Genomic DNA, 23,024 nt, shown 5'->3' on the forward strand with positions numbered 1-23,024 from the left:
CGGCGGGGCGGGGTCCGGGTACGGGTTCGTCATCGTGTCCTCCGGGCAGTCGCTGGAGATCGCCTCTGGACTCATCCCCCGCCTACCCGGGGCCCGCGCGGCCACTCACCCGACGGCGGCACGCGACACGCCCAGGTGGAGGCGCCGGGTGGCCGGAAACCACCGGTGCCCTCGGCGTGCCGCGCCGCCGCGGTGGTCAGAAACGGCCGGGGTGGGCGCGCAGCCAGTCCTTGGCCGCCGCGAGCAGCTCCGGGTCGGCCGGCGGGGCCGCGTCCGGGTGGCGCTCGGCCCACTTGACGACGTACGGGCACAGCGGGGCGACCGGGACCCCCTCGCGCTCTGCGAGGTCGTACAGCTCGCGGGCGAGGGAGCCCGCGATGCCCTTGCCCTCGTGGGCCGGCTCGACGATGGTGTGCACCGGGACCAGGGCGCGCGAGGGGCCGTCGAGGACGAAGTACTCGATGCGGCCGACGACCGCACCGTCACCGACGGCCTCCAGCCGGCCCGCCGCACGGTCGTCGCGGATCTCGATGTCGCTCATGGCAGGCTCCTGGTCCGGTGTCGGTCGGTCAGGCCGGTACGGCCTGCGGGCTGCGCTGCTGGTCCGAACCGGGCACCGGCTCGGACGGGTCGGCACCGAGGGCCACGATCCGGTTGCCGGCGTCGACGTGCACGACCCGCGGCTCGAACGCCCGCGCCTCGGCGTCGGTCAACTGAGCGTAGCTGATGATGATCACCAGGTCCCCGGGGTGCACGAGATGGGCGGCGGCCCCGTTGATCCCGATCACGCCGGATCCGCGCTCCCCTTCGATGACGTACGTCTCCAGGCGGGCGCCGTTGGTGATGTCCACGATGTGCACGAGCTCACCGGGCAGCAGATCGGCGGCATCCAGCAGATCCGCGTCGATGGTCACCGATCCCACGTAGTGCAGGTCGGCCTGGGTGACGGTGGCACGGTGGATCTTGGACTTGAACATGGTGCGCAGCATGTTGAACTCCCGGAAGACGGCTCCCTGCCTGCTTTGTGCAGGTCAAGGGCGATGTTCACTCTACAACTGTCACGCGCCCGACTCGAAGATTGTGAGGAACATCGCTTGAACGTCAGGGACCGCGCCCCGGCGGGCGCTGTCTTCTCGACACCCGGGTCGTTCCGACGGACGCGTCTGCCTCCCGCGTAGAGCAAACGACAGCAACCCACAGGGAGGGATCGCGACGTGGCAGGGCACATGGTCAGGGGCGTCAAAGGTACGGTGATCGCGGCGGCGACGATGGCGGCGCTGACCGCGTCACAGGCACCGGGTGCGGCCCCGGTGCGGGCCGCCGTACCAGCGGAGCGGCCCGGCGGACACGGGCCGAGCGTGTCCGGCGACACCCCGTACCGCACGGAGCTTCCTCCGCCGGCGGGGGCCCGGACGGGGAAGAAGGCTTCGGTGGGCGGCGCCGCGCTGCCCGCGACCGTCTTCGCCGCGTACCGGCACGCCGAGGCGGAGCTCGCGCGCACCGCGCCCGGCTGCCGGCTCAGGTGGCAACTGCTGGCCGCGATCGGCCAGGTGGAGTCGGGGCAGGCCGAGGGCGGCCGGGTGACCGCGGACGGCACGACCGTGACGCCGATTCTCGGTCCGCGCCTGGACGGCGGCGCCTTCGCCGTCGTACGGGACTCGGACGGTGGCGCGTACGACGAAGACGTGGTGTACGACCGGGCGGTCGGGCCGATGCAGTTCCTTCCGTCGACCTGGGTCGGCTGGGGCGCGGACGGGAACGGCGACGGGCGGGCCGACCCGGACAACGTGTTCGACGCGGCGCTCGCCGCCGGGCGCTATCTGTGCGCGGCCGGAAGGGACCTGTCCGAGCCCGCCGGCCTGGACGGGGCGATCCTCGGCTACAACCACTCGACGGCGTATCTGCGCACGGTCAGGGCCTGGTACGCCTACTTCCTCGATGGTCACCGGGTGGTACCGGACGACTCCGCCACGACGCCGGTACCGACCACGCGCCGGCCCGGGCCCTCGCGAGCGAAGCCCACGCCGAAGCCGGAACCGTCGCCCCGCCGGAGGGCCGCACCGTCCCCGACACCGTCCGCCCCCGCTTCGCCGACGCCCTCCAACTCCCGTCCAGGGGGCGGGAAGACGGCGGAGCCCGTGGTTCCCGTGCCCGACCCCTCCGTCGGCCTGCCCGCCGACGACCCGCTCCCGAGCAGCGTTCCGCTGACCAGTAACAACGGGAACTCGATGGCCCTCGCCCCCTCCACAACGGCGGCTACCGGGCGGTAATGTCGCCGCACGCCGGACGGGACGAGACCGGCGGGTGAGCGCAAAGGGGCCCTCATGGCGACGGACATGCCTGCGGAGATACGAGCCGCCGACGACCGTTGGCAGCGCATGTGGAGCCACCGCGAGCAACTGCTCAAGGTGGCCCGGCGCAGGTCGATGAGCCGGGAGGACGCCGAGGACGCGGTGCACGAGGCGATGCTGCGCGCGGCGGAGCGGCCCGACCTGGACGACGAGCGGCTCGCCGCCTGGCTGACGACGGTGACCATGCGGCTGTGTGTGGACCGCTATCGGCAGGTCAACCGCGAGGCCGAGGTCCGCACCAGCCCGACACTGGTCGCTCCCGGACCGGTGCCGATCGAGGAGGCCGTGTGCGACCGGGCCGAGGCCAGGTGGCTGGCCAGGCGCAGCGGAGAGCTGCCCACCCGCCAGGCGGAGGCACTGCGGCTGAAGTCCCAGGACCTTGATGTGAGCCAGGTCGCCGTCCGGATGGGGCTGAGCTACCGGACCGTCGAATCCCTGCTTGCCCGTGCCCGGCGCACGCTGCGCGCCTCGCTCGCCGGGACGCTCGGGTTCGCGCTGTTCATGATCGGGCGGGGGCGGCTGCGGGCGGGCGGCAAGGCGCAGGTCGTGGCGGCCACGTCTGCGGCGGCGACCCTTGCGGTGGCGGGGGTCGTGCTGCCGCACGCCCTCCACGGGGGGTGGCCGGACACGCCCCCCCGGTCCGCCGCGACCCCCGTGGCGGACGCCACCACCGCAACCGCGGGGCCCCGCGGCGCCGACCGGACGCCCGTCCCGAGCACCCGCGAGTTGTCGGCCGCCTCGCCGACTCCCGGAGCGACGCCGTCGACCGGCGCCCACGGCCGGTCGTTGCTGCCGCTGTCGGTGCCGTCCCTGCCGACGGCCTCACTGTCGCCCGTGCCGGCCGTTCCCGAGGTCCCGAGCGTGCCGAGCGTGCCGAAGCTGCCGAGCGTGCCCAGCCTCCCCGGCCTGCGGGACGCGTCCACGGCCCCGACGACGCTGCCGGCCGTCCCCGAGGCCTCCGCCACGCCGTCCGTCCCGGTCGCCGTACCGACGCCGACCGCCCTGCCATAGGCCGTCGAAAAAAATCTCCCTCTCCCGCGACGGACCCCCCGCCTCTCCCCGTAGAGCAGATGTCGGAGCTGCTCCACGGGCCGAGAGGTGGAACGGATGGGTGTCGAGATCTGTGTGGAAGGGCTGACCAAGTCCTTCGGTCACCAGGTCATCTGGCAGGACGTCTCGCTGACGCTGCCCGCCGGGGAGGTCTCGGTCATGCTCGGCCCCTCGGGCACGGGCAAGTCCGTCTTCCTCAAGACGCTCGTGGGACTCCTGAAACCGGACTGCGGCTCGGTCAAGATCGCGGGGCGTGACATCACCGTCCTCCGTGAGCACGAGCTGTACGAGGTGCGGAAGCTCTTCGGCGTGCTGTTCCAGGACGGCGCCCTGTTCGGCTCGATGAACCTGTACGACAACATCGCCTTCCCGCTGCGCGAGCACACCCGCAAGTCCGAGAGCGAGATCCGGCGCATCGTGCTGGAGAAGATGGACATGGTCGGGCTGATCGGCTCGGAGGGGAAGCTGCCCGGCGAGATCTCCGGCGGGATGCGGAAGCGGGCCGGTCTCGCCCGCGCCCTCGTCCTCGACCCCGAGATCATCCTCTTCGACGAACCCGACTCGGGCCTCGACCCGGTACGCGTCGCCTATCTCAACCAGCTCATCGTCGACCTCAACGCCCAGATCGACGCGACCTTCCTGATCGTCACGCACGACATCGCCTCGGCCCGCCAGGTCCCGGACAACATCGGGCTGTTGTTCCGGCGCGAGCTGGTCATGTTCGGGCCGCGTGAGGAATTGCTGACCAGCGACGAGCCGGTCGTCCGGCAGTTCCTGAACGGCCGGATGCAGGGCCCGATCGGCATGGCGGAGGAGAAGGACGCCGCGCAGGTCGAGCAGGAGCTGGCCGCGCTGGGCGACGGCAACAGGACCCCCGGCAGCCAGGCGCTGACTCCCCGCCTGCTGCCGGGACCGGGCATCACCCGACCGCCCCGATGGGAGGCGATCGCCCGGCACGAGGCCGAGCTGCGTCGCCGGAAGGCGGTGGCGGACGCATGAGACTGTCACCGACCGGAGCGCTGCGGCACTCGGGAAACCTGTTCGCGATGGCGCTGGACGTCGTCCGGACCATGCCCCGAAGGCCGTTCCAGGCAGCCGAGTTCATCCAGCAGGCCTGGTTCGTCGCAAGCGTCACCATTCTTCCCACAGCCCTCGTGTCCATCCCCTTCGGCGCGGTGATCGCGCTGCAGATCGGCAGCCTGACCCGGCAGCTCGGCGCCCAGTCCTTCTCCGGGGCCGCCTCCGTGCTGGCGGTGCTGCGCGAGGCGTCGCCGATCGTCACCGCGCTGCTGATCGCGGGCGCGGGCGGCACGGCGATCTGCGCGGATCTCGGGGCGCGGAAGATCCGCGAGGAGGTCGACGCGATGCAGGTGCTGGGCATCGACCCGATCCACCGGCTGGTCGTGCCACGCGTGCTGGCGTCGATGGTGGTGGCGGTACTGCTCAACGGCCTGGTGTCGGTGGTCGGCGTGGCCGGCGGCTACTTCTTCAACGTCGTCCTGCAGCACGGCACACCCGGCGCCTACCTGGCGTCCTTCACCACCCTGGCCCAGCTCCCCGACCTGTGGGCGGCGGAGATCAAGGCGCTGGTGTTCGGGGCGATCGCGGCCATCGTCGCCTCGTACAAGGGACTCACGGCGAAGGGTGGCCCCAAGGGCGTGGGCGATGCCGTGAACCAGTCGGTGGTGATCACCTTCATGTTGCTGTTCGTGACGAACTTCGTGATGACCGCGGTGTACTTCCAGGTCGTCCCGCAGAGGGGCTGAGGCATGGCAGTGTTGAGGAGTCTGGAGGAGCTGGGCCGCCAGCTGTCCTTCTACGGGCGCTCGCTCGCATGGACGGGCCGCACCCTGCGCCGCTACAAGAAGGAGATCCTGCGGCTGCTCGCCGAGGTGAGTTTCGGGCGCGGCGCCCTCGCGGTCGTGGGCGGCACGGTCGGCGTGATCGCCTTCCTGTCGTTCTTCACCGGCACCGAGGTGGGTCTGCAGGGGTACGCCGCGCTGAACCAGCTCGGCACGTCCAACTTCGTGGCCTTCCTGTCGGCGTACTTCAACACCCGGGAGATCGCCCCGCTGGTGGCCGGGCTGGCGCTGTCCGCGACGGTCGGCGCGGGGTTCACCGCCCAGCTCGGCGCGATGCGGATCAGCGAGGAGACCGACGCCCTCGAAGTGATGGGCGTGCCCTCGCTGCCGTTCCTGGTGACCACCCGGATGATCGCCGGTTTCGTCGCCGTGATCCCGCTGTACGTGATCGGACTGCTGTCCTCGTACTTCGCCGCCCGCACCATCACCACCGGCTACTACGGCCAGTCCGCGGGCACCTACGACCACTACTTCCAGCAGTACCTGCCGCCGGCCGACGTGCTGTGGTCCTTCGGGAAAGTGCTGGTCTTCGCCGTCCTGATCATCCTGGTGCACTGCTTCTACGGCTACTACGCGAGCGGCGGCCCTGCGGGCGTCGGCGTCGCGGTGGGCCGCGCCGTGCGGACGTCGATCGTGGCGATCAACGTCCTCGACTTCTTCCTGTCGCTCGCGATCTGGGGCGCCAGCACGACCGTGAGGATCGCGGGGTGAACCGTATGAGGGTGCTGAGACTTCGGTTGTACGGCGTGGTGTTCATCGCCGTACTCGCAACTCTGCTGTCGCTGTCGGTCGCCGTGTACCAGCAGGTGTTCACCCCGGCCGTACGGATCAGGCTGGAGGCCGACGGCCTGGGCAACCAGCTCGAGCCGCGGGCCGACGTCAAGCTGCGCGGGCTTCTGGTCGGCGAGGTGCGCGAGGTGCACGCCGACGGGACGAAGGCGACGCTCGACATCGCGCTCGAGCCGGAGTACGTCCCCGACATCCCCTCCGACGTACGGGCGCGCCTGCTTCCCAAGACGCTGTTCGGCGAGAAGTACGTCGACCTGGTCGCGCCGGCACACTCGGTGGCCCGCCCGATCCGGGCCGGTGATGTCATCACCCAGGACCGCACCCGCGTCGGCATCGAGCTCCAGCAGCTGATGAACGACCTGCTGCCGCTGCTGCGGACCGTGCAGCCCGGCAAGCTCAACGCCACACTCTCCGCCTTCGCCACCGCCCTCGAAGGGCGCGGCGACCGGATCGGCGACAACCTCACGCGCGTGGGGACCTATCTGCACCGCCTCAATCCGCACCTGCCGTCCATGACCGAGGACTTCGCCCGCCTGGCCGATGTCGCCGAGGTGTACGGCGACGCGGCGCCGGACCTGATGGACATCCTGCGCAACACGGTCACCACCAGCCGCACCGTGGTCGAGCAGCGGGACCGCATCGCGTCCGCGCTCACCACGACGGCCGGCGTGGCGGCCACCGCGGACGACTTCCTCCACGCGAACGGCGACCGGCTGATCACTCTTGGCCGGGTCTCCCGCCCGACGCTGGAGCTCTTCGCCCGCTACTCGCCCGAGTACCCCTGCCTGCTGGCCGGCCTGGTCCACGAGGAGCAGGCCTCCGAGCAGGCGTTCCGGGGCGGCAAGATGCACATCACGCTCGAGGTGGTACGCCAGCAGGGAGCTTACCAGCCCGGTGAGGAGCCCCGCTACGCCGACCGGTCGGGGCCCAACTGCCGCGATCTGCCGCATCCTTCCGTGCCCGCACCGGAAGTCCACCTCAACGACGGTTCCCGGACGAGGAGTTCCTCCGGTCCTCCCGGCGTCTCCGCCACCCGGGCCGAGCAGCACGCCGTCGGCTCGCTCGTGTCCCCCGTGCTCGGCGTGCCCGACGACGAGGTGCCGCCGGTCGCGACGCTGCTGTTCGGACCGATGGCGCGCGGGACGGCGGTGAGCGTCACATGAGGAGCACAGGCACCCGGCAGACCACCGCTTCGCTGATCAAGTTCAGCCTCTTCGCGCTGGTGACGATCCTGGCGACGGCGTTGCTCGCCGCCACCATCGTCAACCTCTCCTTCACCCCCGGGCACACGTACCGTGCCGTCTTCAGCGACGTCACCGGCCTGGAGAAGGGGGACGACATCCGGGTCGCCGGGGTACGAGTCGGTGAGGTCGAGGACATCCGGATCAAGGACCGGACACTGGCGGAGGTCACCTTCACCGCCGGCGCGGACCGGCCGCTGCTCACCAGCACCCACGCGGTCATCCGCTACCGGAACCTGGTCGGGCAGCGGTACGTCGCCCTGACGGAGGGTGCGGGCGACGGCACCCGGCTGAAGCCCGGCGCCACCATTCCGCTGTCGCACACGCAGCCCGCGCTGGACCTCAACGCGCTGCTGAACGGCTTCAAACCGCTGTTCGCCGCGCTCAGCCCGCAGGACGTCAACCAGCTCGCGACCGAGATCGTCAAGACGCTGCAGGGCGAGGGCGGCACGGTCAACAGCCTTCTGCTGCACACCGCTTCGCTCACCACGACGCTGGCCGACCGCGACAAGCTGATCGGCTCGGTGATCGACAACCTGAACACCGTGCTGGCGACACTGGACAGGCGCGGCACCCGCTTCTCCGGGCTGCTCAAGCAGCTTCGGCGGGTGATCTCCGGTCTGTCCGCCGACCGCAAGCCCATCGGGGAGTCACTGGTGGGCATCGGCGACCTGACGGAGGCCACCTCGGGGCTGCTGAAGGACGCGCGGCCACCACTGAAGGACGACATCGCCGGGCTGGCCGGGCTCACCGGAACGCTCAACAACAACGACAAGACCGTGGAGGGCGTGCTGAAGCGGTTGCCCAACAAGCTGAACGCACTGACGGGGGCCGCGTCCTACGGCTCATGGTTCAACTTCTACCTCTGCGACTTCGACGGCCGGATCGTGCTCCCGAAGACGAAGCAGGTGCTGGCTCCCGACCTGCATGTGGCGAGGGCGAGGTGCGGATCGTGACCCGCAAGAACCGCCCGGAACCGCTGTTCAAGGTCCGCGTCGAGCCGCCGAAGCTGCCGAAGATACGGCTTCCGAAGGTACGCCTTCCGCAGGTACGGATGCTCCCGCGCCGGGCGCCGCGCCCGCAACCCTTGTTCAAGGTGCGCGTCGAGCCACCCAGGCTGCCGCGCATACGGCTCCGCCGCCCCCGCCCGACCCCGTTCCGCGAGCGTAAGCCCGTGGTGATCGGAGCCGTCGGCCTCACCGTCCTCGCGCTGCTCACCGTGGCCGCGTTCAACGCCGACAGCCTGCCGTTCATCGGCGGTGGCAGGACGTACAGCGCGGCCTTCTCGGAGGCGGGCGGCCTCAAGCCCGGCGACGAGGTGCGGATCGCCGGGGTGAAGGTCGGCAAGGTCGAGGACGTGGACCTGGACGGCGACCACGTCAAGGTCACCTTCAAGGTCAAGGGCGATCCACGGTTCGGCACCGGGACCGGCGCATCCATCCGGGTCAAGACGGTCCTCGGCGCGAAGTACCTCGCGCTGTACCCCAAGGGTCCGGGGCAGTTGGCGCCCGGCAGCGAGATCCCGCTGGGGCGGACGGTCGCGGCGTACGACGTCGTGCAGGCGTTCAGCGACCTGACCACCACGTCGGAGAAGGTCGACACCGCCCGGCTGGCGAAGGCCCTGGACACGATCTCCACCACTTTCCAGGACTCGCCCGCCGAAGTGCGCGCGTCCATCAAGGGCCTGTCGAGGATCTCCCGGACGGTGGCCTCGCGTGACGAGGCACTGAGCACACTCCTGCGCCACGCCAACGGCACCACGGGCGTGCTGGCCGACCGCTCCAAGGACTTCACCGCCCTGGTCAAGGACGGCGACAAGCTGTTCACGGAGATCAGCAAGCGGCGCAAGGCGATCCACAAGCTGCTGAAGACCTCCGCCCTGCTCGGCGTCGAGCTCTCCGGCCTGGTCGACGACAACAACAAGGAGATCGGGCCCGCGCTCAAAGGGCTGAAGGGTGTGGTGCAGATGCTCGAACGCAACCAGGCCGGCCTCGACCGGAGCGTCAAGCTGCTCGCGCCGTACGTGCGGGTCTTCACCAACACCCTCGGCAACGGCCGCTGGTTCGACTCCTACGTCCAGAACCTGGTCGCCGCTCCGGTGGCGCCGCGGACGGGAGGCACGCAGTGAAGAGCCTGAACAGAGGGCTGACCCTGCTCACCGCACTCGCCCTCGTCACCGCGCTCACCTACGTGCTGTGGCCCCGGCCGGAGCCGGTCCGCGTCACCGCGTACTTTCCGCGCACCGTCGGCATCTACCCCGGCTCGGACGTCCGCGTCCTCGGCGTGCGGATCGGCGAGGTGAAGGAGATCGAGCCCGAAGGGGACCGGGTGCGGGTGGAGCTGGAGTACGACCAAGGGCGGAAGGTCCCCGCCGACGCCAAAGCCGCGATCATCAACTCTTCGGTGGTCAGCGACCGTTACGTACAGCTGCTGCCGGTGTACCGGAACGGTCCCGTGCTGCGAAGCGGTGCTGTCATCCCGCAGTCGCGCACCGCCGTACCGGTCGAGCTGGACCGCATCTTCGACAGCCTGCACACCACGGCCGACGCGCTCGGCCCCCAGGGCGCCGACAAGGACGGGTCCCTGTCGCGGCTGCTCGGGGTGAGCGCGGACAACCTCGACGGACAGGGCGAGAACCTCCACCAGACGGTCCACGACCTCTCACGGGCGGTCACGACGCTGTCGGACGGCCGCACCGACCTGTTCGGCACGGTGCGCAACCTTCAGGTGTTCACGGCAGCACTCGCCGCCGACGACAAGAGCGTGCGGTCCTTCGACACCAGCCTTGCCCAGGTCGCGAAGCAGCTCGCGGGCGAGCGCAAGGACCTCGCGGACGCGCTCACGAACCTGGCAACGGCGCTCGGTGACGTGTCCGCCTTCGTGAAGAAGAACAAGAAGTCGCTGACCACGGACGTGAAGGGCCTCAGCAAGGTGACCAAGGTACTCGTCACCGAACGCGCCGCACTCGACGAGCTCTTGCGGGTCGCCCCGACGGGCCTGTCCAACCTGAACGACGCCTACAACCCCTCCGCCGGCACCCTCGACACCCGCAACAACGCCCAGCAGGCACAGGACCCGGCCTCGCTGCTGTGCTCCGTGCTGAAGACGACCGGCGACGAGGGCGGCAAGAACCCCGACTGCAAGGAGCTGAAGAAACTCTTCGACTCCCTGCCAAAGACACCGCAGGGCTCCGCGGTGACGGGCACGGTCGACCGGACGCTCGGCGGGATCCTGGGGGCGAGCGCATGAGCGTGCGACGCATGGGCGGGGCCATCGCCTCGGCGGCGGTCGGTTCGCTGCTGCTGTCCGGCTGCGAGTTCAACGGCTGGTACGACGTCCCGCTGCCCGGCGGAGCCGCCACGGACGGCCACGCGTACCACGTCACCGTCGAGTTCCGCGATGTCCTCGACCTGGTGCCGCAGTCGGCGGTGAAGGTCGACGACGTCACCGTGGGCGCGGTCGAGAAGGTACAGCTGGACGGCTGGCACGCGCGCGTACGGCTGCGGGTCGCCGACTCGGTGAAGCTGCCCGCCAACGCGGTCGCCGAGCTGCGGCAGACCAGTCTCCTCGGCGAGAAGTACGTGGCACTGGCCGCCCCCACCCGCACGGCGGCCGTGGGCCGGCTCCGCGACGGCGACCGCATCCCGCTGTCCCGCAGCGGCCGCAACCCGGAGGTCGAGGAGGTGCTGTCCGCGCTGTCCGCCCTGCTCAACGGCGGCGGGGTGGCCCAGCTCAAGACGATCACCGTGGAGCTGAACAAGGCCCTCGACGGCCGGGAGAGCCGGGTCAGGTCCCTGCTGAAGGAACTGGACACGTTCATCGGCGGCCTGGACGACCAACGGAAGGACATCGTCCGCGCGATCAAGGCCGTCGACCGGCTCGCGGGGCGGCTCGGGAAGGAGAAGAAGACCATCGCCAAGGCCGTCGACACGATGCCGCCCGCCCTGAAGATCCTCGCCCACCAGCGACGCGATCTGACGAAGATGCTCACCGCCCTGTCGAAGCTCGGCGCGACGGGCACCCAGGTGGTCACCGCCTCGCACGACGACACGGTCGCGAACCTGAAGAAGCTCCGGCCGATCCTGCAGCAGCTGAACAAGTCGGGCAATGACCTGCCCAACTCCCTCGAGCTGCTGACCACCTACCCGTTCCCCCGCAACGCCACTGCCGCCGTCAAGGGCGACTACGTCAACCTCCACATCACCGCCGACCTGGACCTGACGGACCTCTACGGGAACACGACGGGCGGCGACTCCGGCCACGGCAAGGGTGGTTCCCCGGCGCCCGGAACCTCCGAGGCACCGCACCTCCCCGACCTGCCGAGCGTCCCGGCGCCGACCCCGCTGCCGAGCACACCGAGCCTGCCGTCGTCGCCCTCGGTGCCGTCGGCTCCCTCGGGCGGCGGGAGCGGCGGGCCGTTGTGCCCACCGGTGTGCACCAGCAGCTACACCACCGGCACGAAGCCGCCCGAGGGGATCGACCCCGGGCTCGCGGAGCTGATGCTGAAGGGGGTCCAGCCGTGATCACTCGTACGGTCAAGGCGCAGCTGCTCGCGTTCGCCACGGTCACCGCCGTCGGGGTGTCGTACGTCGGCGCCGAGTACACCGGCCTGGTGGACGACGTCCTGGACCGCGGCTACACGGTGCGGGCCGACTTCGCCGACTCAGGGGGTATCTTCACCGGCGCAGAGGTCACCTACCGTGGGGTGCCCGTGGGCCGCGTCGGGGCGCTGCGGCTGACCGGCGCCGACGGCGTCTCGGTCGCCCTCGACATCGGCGACGGGGCGCCGCGCATCCCGGCGGACACCCTCGCCGTGGTGGCGGACCGTTCGGCGGTGGGCGAGCAGTACGTGGATCTGCAACCGCGCACGTCCAGAGGCCCGTATCTCGCGGACGGCAGCACCATCCCGCGCGGCAGCACCCGTGTCCCACTGCCCACGACGGACCTGGTCCTCAGCCTGGACCGGCTGGTGAACTCCGTCGACAAGGACGACCTGCGGGTCACCGTCGACGAGTTGGGCAAGGCCTTCTCCGGCACCGGACCGGACCTGAGCCGGATGGTGGACTCGGGCAACGCGCTCGTCGAGTCGGCGTCCGAGTCGCTGCCGGAGACGATCTCGCTGATCGAGGACTCACGCAAAGTCCTCAAGACGCAGGCGGACCAAGGTTCGTCCATCAAGTCGTTCGCGCACGACCTGGCGGCGCTGAGCGCACAGTTGAAGTCCAGCGACGGGGATCTGCGCAAGCTGATCGGCAACGCCACGCCGGCCGCGCAGGAGGTCGACTCGCTGCTGAAGGCGACCGGGCCACAGCTGTCGGTCCTGCTGGCCAACCTGATCAGCGGCGGCCAGGTCACGCTGGCCCACCTGCCCGGCGTGGAGCAGGCTCTCGTCACCTTTCCGGCGCTGGTCTCGGGCAGCTACACGGTCGTCCCGGGCGACGGCACCACCCACTTCGGGCTGGTGGTGAACGCCGGCGACCCGCCGCCGTGCACCCAGGGGTACGGCACGGCACGGCGGGACCCCGCCGACACGAGCACGCGCGAGGCGAACACCGACGCACGCTGCACGGCCCCACGCGGCAGCAAGACGTCGGTGCGGGGCGCACAGAACGCCCCCGGCGCGCCCGCCGCGTCCGACGGCGCGAACCAGACGGCGTACGTCACGCCGTACGACCCGGAGACCGGCACCGCGACCGGCCCGGACGGAAGGCCCGTCGAGATCGGCTCGACGGGCGGCCAGCAGACGGTGTTCGGAAAGGAGTCGTGGCAATGGCTGCTCGTCGGACCCATGGCATGAACGTGAGGGCGCTCGGCATGAACGGCAGGGCGTGGACAGTCGGCCTCGTCGTGGCGACCGTCCTCACCACCGCGGCCGCACTCTGGCTGAGTCTCCGCCTCCACCAGCAGGACGAGACGGAGCAGCGGCGCCAGCAGGTCCTGGGCGCGGCCCGCCAATCGGCGCTGAACTTCACCTCGCTCGACTACCGGCATTACGACCGGGACAGCGCGGACGTGCTGAGGAGCGCCACCGGCAGCTTCAAGAAGCAGTTCACCGCGCAGACGGCGGAGCTGACCAAGCTGGTCGCCGCGAACAAGTCGGTGTCCGAGGGCCAGGTCCTCGACGCCGGCATCGTCCGGTCCGACGCCCACTCGGCCCGCGTCCTGGTGGTCGCCGACAGCAAGGTGACCAACACCGCCGTGCCCCAGGGGCAGGCGCGCACCTATCGGCTGCAGCTCGACCTGGTGCACCAGGGCGGGCGCTGGCTGACCTCCGACGTCGAGTTCGTGGGCTGACCGACACAGCAGACAGCCACCCGTAGTGAGGAGAACGACCATGGGGAACGCGACCTCCCGAGGCCGCACCGCCGGCTCGCCCGCCCGCCGGACGATGACCGCGGCCGCCCGCGCGGCAGCCAAGCGCGCCAAGCGGACGGAGCACATGAAGCGGCACGAGGGACCCCTCTCCCCCGAGGCACCGCTCTCAGGGTCGACCGTGCTGGTCGAGCCGTCGGCGGACGGCTGGGACGACCCGCCGGAGCCGTCGCCGGAATGCCTGGAGCAGGACCCGGAGTCCCTGGTGGAGCCGGACGGCAGCGCGCCTCCGCCGCGCCCCGACCGGCGGCGGCTCACCGCGGTACTCGGTGTCCTCCTCGTGGCGGGTCTGGTCGCGGTCGCGGTGCTCGGGTGGAACTACGCGCAGGGGCGGAGGACCGAGGACGCTCGGGCGGAGGCGCTCGTGGCCGCGCGAAAGGCGGCACCGGTCGTGCTGTCGTACGACTACCGGCATCTGGACCGAGATTTCGCCCGTGCACGTGACCGTCTGACCGGGCACTTCCGTGACGAGTACCGGAAGACCACGACGCGTGTGGTCGGGCCGACGGCCAGGAAGTACCACGCGGTGGTGAAGGCGACGGTGGCCGAACCCGCGAGCGGCGGCGACCCCGCGGCCTCCGTCGTGTCGGCCTCGGCGGACAAGGCCGTGGTCCTGCTCTTCGTCAACCAGGTCACCGAGAGCACCCAGGTCTCGGGCTCCCGTCTGGATCTGAACCGGGTCCGGATGACGATGACCCACACGTCCGCAGGCTGGAAGGTGAGTGCCGTCGACGCACTGTGAGTGTGGCATCGCACCGGGCCGTCAGTCCCCTTCCCACAGGCGGGACCGTCGGCTACGCCTCACCCGCAACGCGCGCAGGGTACGCGCACGTTGCGGGCCTTGCAGGGGGCGCGCGAGTGCGTGGCGCTCAGAGTGCTGGTTGAGCGACCAGATCGCGGGACTGACCGACTCAGCCGCCGCTCTTACGCCTGAACGACCGCTGGCTCGCAGCCGGTCCGTGCGCCGCACGCACCTTCGACGCATCGGGGTTGGCGGCAACATCGGCGGCATCCGCCTGCGCACCGCGCTTGCGCGCCAGGGCTTCGCGGAACTTGCGCTTGAGGTCGTAGTTGCCGTCGCTGTCCGGCGCCAGCGGGGACGTCTCGGGGGCAGCCGGCTCCGAACCTTCCGTGGTTCCGGGCTCTGCGGTCATGGTGACCTCCTGGGTTCGGGGATGGGCAGCCACAGCTTGTCATGCCGGGCGCAGTGCGGGGCGCCGACAACTGTGCGATCTCGTGGCCAGGAGATTCTCCGCCAAGGCAACGGCTCTCAGCCGTTGCGACGCACGAGGGCGGCCTTGCGGGCCTCGGCGAGCTTGCGGGCCTCGCCGGCTTTTCGGGACTTGCCGCCGGCGCCGCGGGAGGGGTCCTTGCTGGTGCCGAGGCCGCGGAAGGGAGCGTTGGTGTTCTTGGGCCGCTGGACGGCGGGCCCGCCGTCGAGCGGGGTTCCGGAGGGAGACTTGGCGCCGGTGATCCGGCTCAGCTCCGCCTCGCCCGAGCGCACCTTCGTGACGGTTGCCTCGATGCCGGCCTCGGCCATCATGCGGCTCGTCTCGCGGCGCTGGCCCGCCAGCACGAGTGTGACCACACTGCCGGACTCACCGGCGCGGGCAGTACGGCCCGCCCGGTGCACATAGTCCTTGGGGTCGGCGGGCGGGTCGACGTTGACCACGAGGTCGAGGTGGTCGACGTGCAGGCCACGGGCCGCGACATTGGTCGCCACGAGAACGGTGATCTGGCCGTTCTTGAACTGCGCCAGGGTTCGTGTGCGCTGTGGCTGGGACTTGCCGCTGTGCAGGGCCCCGGCGTGCACCCCGCTGGCCCGCAGATGCCGGGTGAGCTGGTCGACGGCGTGCTTGGTGTCGAGGAACAGCAGTACGCGGCCGTCACGGGCGGCGATCTCCGTGGTGACGGCGTAGCGGTCGGGGCCGTGGACGACCAGAACGTGGTGTTCCATCGCCGTGACCGCACCCGCGGGCGGGTCGACCGAGTGGACGACGGGGTCGTGAAGGTAGCGGCGGACCAGCTGATCGACGTCACGATCCAGAGTGGCCGAGAACAGCATCCGCTGACCGTCGGAGTGCACCTGGTCGAGCAGGTCGACCACCTGCGGCAGGAATCCCAGGTCGCACATCTGGTCGGCCTCGTCCAGCACGGTGATCCTTACCCGTCCCAGGCGGCAGGCGTTGCGCTCGACAAGGTCGTGCAGCCGTCCGGGGGTGGCGACGACCACCTCGGCTCCCTGGCGCAGCGCGGCGACCTGCCGGCCGATCGACATGCCGCCGACGACCGCGGCCATCCGGAGCCGCAGTGCCTCGGCGTACGGCGCCAGCGCCTGTGTGACCTGTTGGGCCAGCTCCCGCGTGGGCACGAGGATCAGAGCGAGAGGCTGCTTCGGTTCGGCGCGCCGCCCGGCCGTACGTGTGAGCAGCGGTAGGCCGAAGGCGAGCGTCTTGCCCGATCCTGTGCGCCCGCGTCCCAGGACGTCACGCCCCTGAAGGGCATCGGGCAGTGCGGCGGCCTGGATGGGAAAGGGTTCGCGCACCCCGAGTCGGCTGAGTGTCCGCAGCACCTCCGCCGGCAGTTCCAGACCGGCGAAGGAGACGGCCGGGGGCAGCGCCGGGGTGGTGGCTCCAGGCCGGGCGGAACCGCCGGGAGCGCTGCCGGAGTCATCGGGGTGCTTCATGAACAGCCTTCCGCAGAGGAATGTACCGAGGAAGGCCCGGCAGGATTGAAGAGCCCACACACGAGCGGACCAACAGGCAGAATCGCCCACCGCGACGACCACGCAAACGCGTGAGACTAACACACGGCGCGTTCCTGATACCGATCGCCCCTCCCGCGTCGATGACCCGACGCAGCCCGAACGCCTTTCCGGCATACCTGGTCCGGGCCCCCGGCTCACCGAGATCCGCCGATGCGTCACCGGGGTGACCGCCCCGCACTTGCCCTCAGTAGAACCCGAGGACCCGGCCTCCGTGATCGTCGGCGCGGCACCCCCGGTCCCCCGCCGTCCCCGGGCAGGAACAGCTCACGACCAGCACCTCGACGGAGCAGACACAGACACACGCCGACGAGGTGCGACCCGGATCCGGGCGGCCCGAGGATCCGCCGTCGCCTCCCCGCCCCCGCCGGGCCGTCGAACCGGAGAACGACAGCCATGACGAAATCCGCGAACGCAAGAACAACCGGAAGGCGGTCCTGCGATCCCTGTACGGGGCCGTCGAGCACAACCGCCGCGATGTCAACGGATCGGTGCCGCGTGCCGCACTGGGCCTGCCCGAGGAGGACCCTTCCGCCGCCTGCGCCTATCCGGCCGACGAGGGCCTGATCAGCGTGGACTGGACGTCACACCGCACCCCCGCCACCGTCGCGCGGACGCACTGGGGCATGCGTCTGATGGAGGAACTGGAGGAGGAAGAGCAGGACCGGGTGAAGCCGGAGGAGGCACAGCCGGACGGCTGACCCGCCCTCTTCTCCTCGTCCGGAGGTAACCTGACCGCACCGAGAGCTTTTCGCGCAGCGCGGTCGGCGGTGCCGTTCCCGGTGAGTGACGAATCGGGCAGTCGCCCGGGCGACTCCCGGAACGGACCGCACGATGGAACCCAGCGGAACGCCCGTCGACAGCGCGTCCTCGGCCGACGCGCACACGTACCGCATGCCCATGCCTCGCCTGGCCCTCACCCCGGACGTCAGCCACGGCCCGCTGGACGGGGCGTGGTGGCCGCGCTGCGATGCGCTGGAGCTCGAACTTCCCTCGCTCGTCGACTCGTTGGAGCCGGAACCGGACACGACGGTGCGGGTCACCGTGGACCCCGCCGAATGGCCCGACACCCCGCGCACCGTCATGGCGCCCGGCCGGGTGATCGCCGTGGAGCCGGCCGGCCCCGGAGGCGAGACGCACGTCATCTCCCTGGACTGCGGCTCCGTGGGACGCTGGGTGCTCCTGGTCGTCCCGCCGGACGAGCCGGCCGGAACAGCCGCCCGGCTGCTGGCCGCCGCGGCCGACCCCGAGAACCCACTGACCGCCGCGCGCATGCTGGCCCTCGTCGAGACCGATCGCCTCGGGGGTACGACAGGGGAGCCGGAATGAGGCACGCCGGCCCTGGGGCGCCCACGGCCTCCACCACCGGTCCCGCCCCTCCTCCGCCTGTACCTGGCGCCCGGTAGCGCCCTGCCGCGCCGTATCGACGGGGCGTGGTGGCCGCGCGCCTCCCCCTCAGTGTGACCCGGAAGTCGGACGAGCACGGCGCAGATACCTGGTCCCGCCACTACAGAAATACACCCCGACACGGACGGATGATTACCGAACGCTCACGAAAACGTATGACCGTCTCCACCTGGCCTGTGTTAGCGTGATAGCAGTTGCAGTTTTGGTTGCCAGAGATTTTTTCTTTGCAGAGCTTTCCGGATTCTTCCGGAGGGGTGATCATCGCGGCGACTCGGCTCCGCAAAGTGCGGAGTCCGGCACTGCCCCCCAAGGGAGATTCAATATGGCATCTGGCACCGTGAAGTGGTTCAACGCGGAAAAGGGCTTCGGCTTCATCGAGCAGGACGGCGGCGGCGCCGACGTCTTCGCGCACTACTCGAACATCATCAGCAACGGTGGCTTCCGCGAGCTTCAGGAAGGCCAGAAGGTCAGCTTCGACGTCACGCAGGGTCAGAAGGGCCTTCAGGCCGAGAACATCGTTGCCGCCTGACGTCGGCGCGAACCGTCGCGGGCCAGTGGTTCGCGCATCATGTGGCTGGGGCCCGTGCTCTTGGGGTGCGGGCCCCAGCTCATTGCTTATCCCGTTTCCGGATTTCCGGACCGTCGGCCGTCCCCGCTCCAGCACGCACGAAGCCCGGCTCTTTTTCTTCGGCTCATTCTTGCGAATCCTCATACGGTCATCGCCGCTGGACGGAATTCCTCGATACGCCGCATCGAGGAAGGTTCTTCCATGAACCGCACCCCCCGTCACACCGGCACCGCTTCCGGAAGCCGCTGCCGTACGCAGGGGACGGGCCGCCAGGGTCCCCGTCCGGGTTCCGGGCGCAAGGCCGGTCAGGGCGCCCGCCCCGCGCCGCGCCGGCAGGAGTTCGCCCTGCCGGTCACCCTCACCGAGCCGCTGCCCGCGGCTCGGACGTTCGCCGAAATGGACATGCCGGAACGGCTGTCGGCCGCCCTCGGCGCCGAGGGCGTGACCGTGCCCTTCCCGATCCAGGCGGCCACGCTGCCGAACGCACTCGCGGGCCGCGACGTCCTGGGCCGCGGTCGTACGGGTTCGGGCAAGACCCTCGCCTTCGGCCTGCCGCTGCTGGCCCGCCTGGACGGACAGCGGGCCCAGCCCCGGCAGCCGCTCGCCCTCGTCCTCGTGCCGACCCGGGAACTGGCCCAGCAGGTCACCGACGCGCTCACCCCGTACGCCCGAGCCCTGCACCTGCGGCTGGCCACCGTGGTCGGCGGCGTGTCGATCGGCCGCCAGGCGGGTGTGCTGCGCGGCGGGGCGGAGGTCGTCGTCGCGACCCCCGGCCGCCTCAAGGACCTGCTGGAGCGAGGCGCCTGCCGGCTGGACCAGGTCGCCGTCACCGTTCTGGACGAGGCCGACCAGATGGCCGACATGGGCTTCATGCCGCAGGTGACCGCGCTGCTCGACCAAGTGCCGTCCCGAGGGCAACGGCTGCTGATGGCGGGCCGGACACGCGAACCACGTCCCGTAGGGCCAACGGTTCGGAAATGAGCCGCGAAGCCGCACGAGGCCGGTACGGCCCGTAGGCCCGGTTGTCGTCGCGGGACTGCCCGGCGACAACCGGTGCGGCCGGCCCGAGCGTTACCCGGCAGTGCCGCACTTGTGCGACCGCAACCGCGCAGGGACGCACGGCGCCGAACCGGCGACAACTCCCCGGCGGTATGCGCACGTTGAAGGCGCGCCAGGACCTCGGGTTTGACCAGCCTTCGCCCTGGCTGCCGTCCACTTCCCCTCGTACGACGAGCCAGACCCTCGTACGGCCGAACGCGTCCGTCATGGACGCCGACGCAGACCGGCGGGGCATCGGCACAGTCCGTCCAGCCCTGCAGACGTCGGATCACAGGAAGTGCCGGATCGGAGTGACGGCGGCTTCCTTGGCGCGCTGGAGTACGGCCCGTCGTCTCCATCGGCTGAGGTCGATGTCGACGCTGTGCCGCAGATCCGCGTCGTAGTCGCGGTCGAGTTCGGCGGTGAAGGTCTCGTCCAGGACGGCGAGCATGACCTCCTCGTCGTGGTCCATGGACCGGCGGTTGAAGTTGGTGGATCCGATCAGGGCAGCGACCGAGTCCACGGTGATGATCTTGGCGTGCATCATGGTCGGCTGGTACTGGCGGACGTGCACACCTGCTTCCAGCAGACGTGTGTAGTGATGCTGGCCGGCGAGCTGGCAGGCGCGCTGGTCGGTGTGCGGTCCGGGGAGCAGTATCTCCACGCGCACCCCTCGCCGGGCGGTCCGGCACAGCAGGTCGATGAAGTAGGGGTCGGGGGCGAAGTAAGCGGTGGCGAGTCGGAAGCGTTCCTCGGCGGAGGTGAGCATGACACGGATGAGCGTCTGCATGTCCTGCCAGCCGATGCTGGCCGAGCCGCGTACGACCTGGACCACCGATGAGCCGGCCTGCGGGTGCTCCATGAAGCGGTCGCGGTCGTCGTAGAGCTCGTCGTGGCACTCGGCCCAGTTCTGCGCGAACGCGGCCGCGATGCCGTCCACGGCTGGTCCGCGCACCTGGACGTGCGTGTCGCGCCACTCCCTCGGGTTACGGGCGTCGCCGCACCATTCCTCCGCGATGCCGACGCCGCCGGTGAAGGCGATGTGCTCGTCGACGATGAGGGCTTTGCGGTGGCAGCGATGGTTCTGCTTGAACGGTGACAGCCAGACGGGCTTGCGGAACCAGGCCACCTGTACGCCTGCCGTGTCCATGAGATCCAACAGTCCCTGCTCGATGTTCTTGGCGCCGAAGCCGTCCAGCAGCAACCGGACCCGCACCCCCGCCCGGGCGCGGTCGGCGAGAGCGAAGGCGAAGTCCCGGGCGATCTGACCGCGCCAGTACACGAACGTCATCATGTCGATCGTGTACCGGGCCGAGTGGATCGCCCGGAGCATCGCGGGGAAGATCGCATCGCCATTGCGCAGAGGCACAAGGTCGTTGCCTTCTGTGGCGGCCACCCCGATCAGCCGCTCCAGACGGCGGCGCAGCCGCTGCTTGCGTGCTGCCGCGTCGGACGTGGGGGCGCACGCCGGGGCTGCCGGTTCGCCGTCGAGGATCACGTCGTTTCTCCCGTTCGACCATGAGGACGGATGGTTGCGGGCTGCCGTAGGAGCCCGGGAAGCAACATGCCCGGCAGCCACTGCCCCATGTCGTCGACCACGGTCCTGTCCCGGCCGACGCCCGAGCCCTCTGCCGCAGCACCGGCTCGACGCACATCTGACGGCCACTTACCCCCCCCGCGAGCAGCCGGTTCATGGACGAGGCGGCGTGAGCCGGACGCAGGCCTGCCTGCTCCGGCGCTGAGCGGGCATACGGCGGTGAGCCGGAGGACGACCTCCGGCCGGACCTGCCGTGAGACGTTGATCAGGGGGTACGGATGCCGACCGCTGTATCGGGGAGACCTGCCGAGTTGCCCGGTGAGAGACCTGGGAACGGTGCCGGCACCAGCGGGAGCAGTCGCGCCACGGTGCCCCGTGGCATCGGCTGGTCCGCTGGGTGGATCAGCGCGCTGGCCGTCTGCCAGGCGGCGTTGATGGTGGGGATCGGCCTGCTGATCACCGGCCCCGCCCGCGGTCTGTGGCCCCTGACGGTCGAGGACAAGGTCGACGAGGGCTTGGAGCGGATGCGTACGGGCCCGCTCACCGCCCTGTCGTCGGTTGCGTCAGAGGCCGGCAACACCCCGACGGTGATCGCCGTCACCCTCTTGAGCTGTCTGGGCCTGCTCCTGATTCCCCGGCTGCCGATGTGGCGGCAGGCCGCCTTCCTCGCTCTCGCCGTGTCGTTGCAGTCGCTCGTCTTCCTGGTCATCACGGTGGCGGTCGACCGTCACCGTCCGGACGTGCACCGTCTCGACGGCTCTTTGCCCACCTCCAGCTATACCTCCGGTCACACCGGCGCAGCCACGGCCATCTACGGCGGCCTGGCGGTGCTGGCGCTCACCCGGTTGCGCGGTCCGCGGCGGTGGATCGTGACCGGTCTGCTGTTCCTCATCCCCGTCGCGGTGGGCGTCGCGCGGCTCTACCGGGGCATGCACCACCCCACCGACGTCCTGGGCGGTCTCGTGAACGGCGGCCTGTCCCTGCTGATCGTCGGGCGCGCCCTGCTCATGGACGGGTTGGTGACCGCTCCCCCCGTCCCCGAGGTCCCCGCCCCCACGCGCCCCGCCGTCGCCAACCGTTCAGAGCGGCTGCCCGGTCGCGCGGCCGTGATCTTCAATCCCACAGTCACCGGCCGGAGCGACCGCGACGCCCTGCAGCGGGTCCTGGAACGGCACGGCCATGACGCACCGATGTTCATGGAGACCGCCGCCGACGACCCGGGCAGGGGCCAGGCTGCCGACGCTGTCCGCCAGGGTGCGGGGCTCGTAGTGGTGTGCGGCGGTGACGGCACGCTCCGGGCAGCCGCCGACGCCCTGGCGGGCAGCGATGTCCCCCTCGCCCTGGTGCCCTGCGGAACCGGCAACCTCCTGGCCAGGAACCTCGGCCTGCCACTGTCCCCCGCCGACGCGCTCGACGCCGCGCTGCGCGGCACACCCCGCCGCGTCGACCTCGGCCGCATCGAGGGCGACGGCCTGACCGCCACCCACTTCGCCGCCATGTCCGGCGCCGGTCTCGACGCCGCGATGCTGGACCGTGCCAACAACAGCGGCCGGATCAAGTCCGTGCTGGGCTGGCCCGCCTATGCGGTAGCGGTCCTCCGCGTGCTCCGTACCCCTCGGATGAGTCTGAGCATGCGCCTGGACGACGCGCCGGCCCTGCGCCGTACGGCGCGCATGGTGCTCTTCGGCAACATCGGCACCGTACAGAGCGGCTTGACGTTGCTCCCGGCCGCCCGTCCCGATGACGGACAGCTGGACCTGCTGGTCCTGGACCCGCGAGGGCTCGGCGGCTGGATCCGCGCCGTACGGGCACTGTTGCGCGGCAAGGCCACGAGCTCGTCGCCGGCCGCGGCCGTCGTCGAGGAACAACACGGCCGCACGGGCGGCGGGCCCGTGGAGTTCTTCACCTTCCGGCGCGCCGAGATCACCTTCGACAGCCCCCAACTGCGCGAACTCGACGGCGACACGGTGACGCGGGGGCGCCACCTGACCGCGGAGGTCAGGCCGGGCGCTCTGACGATGCTGCTGCCGGATCGGGGGAACTGA

Annotated in this window: 22 protein-coding genes and 1 pseudogene; 18 read left to right on the forward strand and 5 right to left on the reverse strand. The window is 70.7% G+C overall.

Annotated elements, in window-relative coordinates; all coding sequences use genetic code 11:
- Window positions 1-196: 196 nt before the first annotated feature.
- Complete coding sequence (locus ACZ404_RS01230; protein WP_468435187.1) at window positions 197-541, reverse strand: GNAT family N-acetyltransferase; 345 nt, start codon at window positions 539-541, stop codon at window positions 197-199.
- Window positions 542-569: 28 nt separating this feature from the next.
- Window positions 570-989 carry an aspartate 1-decarboxylase gene (panD, locus tag ACZ404_RS01235; RefSeq protein WP_468435188.1) on the reverse strand — a complete coding sequence of 140 codons (420 nt, stop codon included), beginning with the start codon at window positions 987-989 and terminating at the stop codon, window positions 570-572.
- A gap of 225 nt (window positions 990-1,214) precedes the next feature.
- On the opposite strand from panD, the gene ACZ404_RS01240 reads away from it, so the two are divergent.
- From ACZ404_RS01240 to ACZ404_RS01300, 13 genes are all read left to right on the forward strand, one after another.
- Window positions 1,215-2,270, forward strand: a complete 1,056-nt coding sequence (locus ACZ404_RS01240) for a lytic transglycosylase domain-containing protein (protein ID WP_468435189.1) — start codon at window positions 1,215-1,217, stop codon at window positions 2,268-2,270.
- 54 nt (window positions 2,271-2,324) lie between these two features.
- Entirely contained in the window at window positions 2,325-3,362 is a 1,038-nt protein-coding gene (locus ACZ404_RS01245; RefSeq protein ID WP_468435190.1) for an RNA polymerase sigma factor, read from the forward strand.
- Between the two features lie 96 nt (window positions 3,363-3,458).
- A complete protein-coding gene (locus ACZ404_RS01250) occupies window positions 3,459-4,400 on the forward strand; it encodes an ABC transporter ATP-binding protein (protein WP_468435191.1) in 942 nt (313 codons plus the stop codon).
- Window positions 4,397-5,167 carry an MlaE family ABC transporter permease gene (locus tag ACZ404_RS01255; RefSeq protein WP_468435192.1) on the forward strand — a complete coding sequence of 257 codons (771 nt, stop codon included), beginning with the start codon at window positions 4,397-4,399 and terminating at the stop codon, window positions 5,165-5,167. The genes ACZ404_RS01250 and ACZ404_RS01255 overlap by 4 nt, the downstream gene beginning before the upstream one ends.
- Window positions 5,168-5,170: 3 nt before the next feature.
- Entirely contained in the window at window positions 5,171-5,974 is an 804-nt protein-coding gene (locus ACZ404_RS01260) for an MlaE family ABC transporter permease (RefSeq protein ID WP_468435193.1), read from the forward strand.
- A 5-nt stretch (window positions 5,975-5,979) separates the two neighbouring features.
- Window positions 5,980-7,215 (forward strand): MCE family protein, encoded by a 1,236-nt coding sequence (locus tag ACZ404_RS01265; protein WP_468435817.1) that lies wholly within the window; start codon window positions 5,980-5,982, stop codon window positions 7,213-7,215.
- Complete coding sequence (locus ACZ404_RS01270) at window positions 7,212-8,249, forward strand: MCE family protein (RefSeq protein ID WP_468435194.1); 1,038 nt, start codon at window positions 7,212-7,214, stop codon at window positions 8,247-8,249. Before ACZ404_RS01265 ends, ACZ404_RS01270 begins: the two co-directional genes overlap by 4 nt.
- Complete coding sequence (locus ACZ404_RS01275) at window positions 8,246-9,421, forward strand: MCE family protein (RefSeq protein WP_468435195.1); 1,176 nt, start codon at window positions 8,246-8,248, stop codon at window positions 9,419-9,421. The genes ACZ404_RS01270 and ACZ404_RS01275 overlap by 4 nt, the downstream gene beginning before the upstream one ends.
- A 17-nt stretch (window positions 9,422-9,438) precedes the next feature.
- Window positions 9,439-10,542 (forward strand): MCE family protein, encoded by a 1,104-nt coding sequence (locus ACZ404_RS01280; RefSeq protein ID WP_468435818.1) that lies wholly within the window; start codon window positions 9,439-9,441, stop codon window positions 10,540-10,542.
- Window positions 10,539-11,816 carry an MCE family protein gene (locus ACZ404_RS01285; protein WP_468435196.1) on the forward strand — a complete coding sequence of 426 codons (1,278 nt, stop codon included), beginning with the start codon at window positions 10,539-10,541 and terminating at the stop codon, window positions 11,814-11,816. Before ACZ404_RS01280 ends, ACZ404_RS01285 begins: the two co-directional genes overlap by 4 nt.
- On the forward strand, window positions 11,813-13,090 hold the full coding sequence (locus tag ACZ404_RS01290; protein WP_468435197.1) for an MCE family protein: 1,278 nt from the start codon (window positions 11,813-11,815) through the stop codon (window positions 13,088-13,090). Before ACZ404_RS01285 ends, ACZ404_RS01290 begins: the two co-directional genes overlap by 4 nt.
- A complete protein-coding gene (locus tag ACZ404_RS01295; protein WP_468435198.1) occupies window positions 13,057-13,587 on the forward strand; it encodes a hypothetical protein in 531 nt (176 codons plus the stop codon). Before ACZ404_RS01290 ends, ACZ404_RS01295 begins: the two co-directional genes overlap by 34 nt.
- A 40-nt stretch (window positions 13,588-13,627) precedes the next feature.
- The gene (locus tag ACZ404_RS01300) at window positions 13,628-14,407 is read left to right on the forward strand and encodes a hypothetical protein (protein ID WP_468435199.1); all 780 of its coding nucleotides are present in this window, start codon (window positions 13,628-13,630) and stop codon (window positions 14,405-14,407) included.
- A 169-nt stretch (window positions 14,408-14,576) separates the two neighbouring features.
- Here ACZ404_RS01300 and ACZ404_RS01305 read toward each other — a convergent pair whose 3' ends face one another.
- The gene (locus ACZ404_RS01305) at window positions 14,577-14,819 is read right to left on the reverse strand and encodes a DUF5302 domain-containing protein (protein ID WP_468435200.1); all 243 of its coding nucleotides are present in this window, start codon (window positions 14,817-14,819) and stop codon (window positions 14,577-14,579) included.
- 116 nt (window positions 14,820-14,935) lie between these two features.
- Window positions 14,936-16,351 carry a DEAD/DEAH box helicase gene (locus tag ACZ404_RS01310; protein WP_468435201.1) on the reverse strand — a complete coding sequence of 472 codons (1,416 nt, stop codon included), beginning with the start codon at window positions 16,349-16,351 and terminating at the stop codon, window positions 14,936-14,938.
- Window positions 16,352-16,743: 392 nt separating this feature from the next.
- Between ACZ404_RS01310 and ACZ404_RS01315 the strand changes: the two genes are divergently transcribed.
- The 4 genes and pseudogenes from ACZ404_RS01315 to ACZ404_RS01330 all read left to right on the forward strand — a co-directional run.
- Window positions 16,744-17,130, forward strand: a complete 387-nt coding sequence (locus tag ACZ404_RS01315) for a hypothetical protein (RefSeq protein WP_468435202.1) — start codon at window positions 16,744-16,746, stop codon at window positions 17,128-17,130.
- 133 nt (window positions 17,131-17,263) lie between these two features.
- A complete protein-coding gene (locus ACZ404_RS01320; protein ID WP_468435203.1) occupies window positions 17,264-17,758 on the forward strand; it encodes a DUF5994 family protein in 495 nt (164 codons plus the stop codon).
- Window positions 17,759-18,158: 400 nt separating this feature from the next.
- Window positions 18,159-18,365, forward strand: a complete 207-nt coding sequence (locus tag ACZ404_RS01325) for a cold-shock protein (protein WP_468435204.1) — start codon at window positions 18,159-18,161, stop codon at window positions 18,363-18,365.
- Window positions 18,366-18,605: 240 nt separating this feature from the next.
- Window positions 18,606-19,337 (forward strand): annotated as a pseudogene (locus tag ACZ404_RS01330) (DEAD/DEAH box helicase); the annotation flags it as partial.
- Window positions 19,338-19,731: 394 nt separating this feature from the next.
- Here ACZ404_RS01330 and ACZ404_RS01335 read toward each other — a convergent pair.
- A complete protein-coding gene (locus ACZ404_RS01335; protein WP_468435205.1) occupies window positions 19,732-20,940 on the reverse strand; it encodes a phospholipase D-like domain-containing protein in 1,209 nt (402 codons plus the stop codon).
- 317 nt (window positions 20,941-21,257) lie between these two features.
- Between ACZ404_RS01335 and ACZ404_RS01340 the strand changes: the two genes are divergently transcribed.
- Window positions 21,258-23,024 (forward strand): bifunctional phosphatase PAP2/diacylglycerol kinase family protein, encoded by a 1,767-nt coding sequence (locus ACZ404_RS01340; RefSeq protein ID WP_468435206.1) that lies wholly within the window; start codon window positions 21,258-21,260, stop codon window positions 23,022-23,024.

It is taken from the genome of Streptomyces sp. NPDC030798 (assembly GCF_055572275.1).

What these genes read in the sequence shown, in the direction of transcription:
- ACZ404_RS01300 (WP_468435199.1), top strand. Translation starts at nt 13,628, where the DNA reads ATGGGGAACGCGACCTCCCGAGGCCGCACCGCCGGCTCGCCCGCCCGC.
- ACZ404_RS01340 (WP_468435206.1), top strand. Translation starts at nt 21,258, where the DNA reads ATGCCGACCGCTGTATCGGGGAGACCTGCCGAGTTGCCCGGTGAGAGA.
- ACZ404_RS01270 (WP_468435194.1), top strand. Translation starts at nt 7,212, where the DNA reads ATGAGGAGCACAGGCACCCGGCAGACCACCGCTTCGCTGATCAAGTTC.
- panD (WP_468435188.1), bottom strand. Translation starts at nt 989, where the DNA reads ATGCTGCGCACCATGTTCAAGTCCAAGATCCACCGTGCCACCGTCACC.
- ACZ404_RS01230 (WP_468435187.1), bottom strand. Translation starts at nt 541, where the DNA reads ATGAGCGACATCGAGATCCGCGACGACCGTGCGGCGGGCCGGCTGGAG.
- ACZ404_RS01250 (WP_468435191.1), top strand. Translation starts at nt 3,459, where the DNA reads ATGGGTGTCGAGATCTGTGTGGAAGGGCTGACCAAGTCCTTCGGTCAC.
- ACZ404_RS01325 (WP_468435204.1), top strand. Translation starts at nt 18,159, where the DNA reads ATGGCATCTGGCACCGTGAAGTGGTTCAACGCGGAAAAGGGCTTCGGC.
- ACZ404_RS01305 (WP_468435200.1), bottom strand. Translation starts at nt 14,819, where the DNA reads ATGACCGCAGAGCCCGGAACCACGGAAGGTTCGGAGCCGGCTGCCCCC.
- ACZ404_RS01285 (WP_468435196.1), top strand. Translation starts at nt 10,539, where the DNA reads ATGAGCGTGCGACGCATGGGCGGGGCCATCGCCTCGGCGGCGGTCGGT.
- ACZ404_RS01265 (WP_468435817.1), top strand. Translation starts at nt 5,980, where the DNA reads ATGAGGGTGCTGAGACTTCGGTTGTACGGCGTGGTGTTCATCGCCGTA.
- ACZ404_RS01260 (WP_468435193.1), top strand. Translation starts at nt 5,171, where the DNA reads ATGGCAGTGTTGAGGAGTCTGGAGGAGCTGGGCCGCCAGCTGTCCTTC.
- ACZ404_RS01245 (WP_468435190.1), top strand. Translation starts at nt 2,325, where the DNA reads ATGGCGACGGACATGCCTGCGGAGATACGAGCCGCCGACGACCGTTGG.
- ACZ404_RS01320 (WP_468435203.1), top strand. Translation starts at nt 17,264, where the DNA reads ATGGAACCCAGCGGAACGCCCGTCGACAGCGCGTCCTCGGCCGACGCG.
- ACZ404_RS01310 (WP_468435201.1), bottom strand. Translation starts at nt 16,351, where the DNA reads ATGAAGCACCCCGATGACTCCGGCAGCGCTCCCGGCGGTTCCGCCCGG.
- ACZ404_RS01255 (WP_468435192.1), top strand. Translation starts at nt 4,397, where the DNA reads ATGAGACTGTCACCGACCGGAGCGCTGCGGCACTCGGGAAACCTGTTC.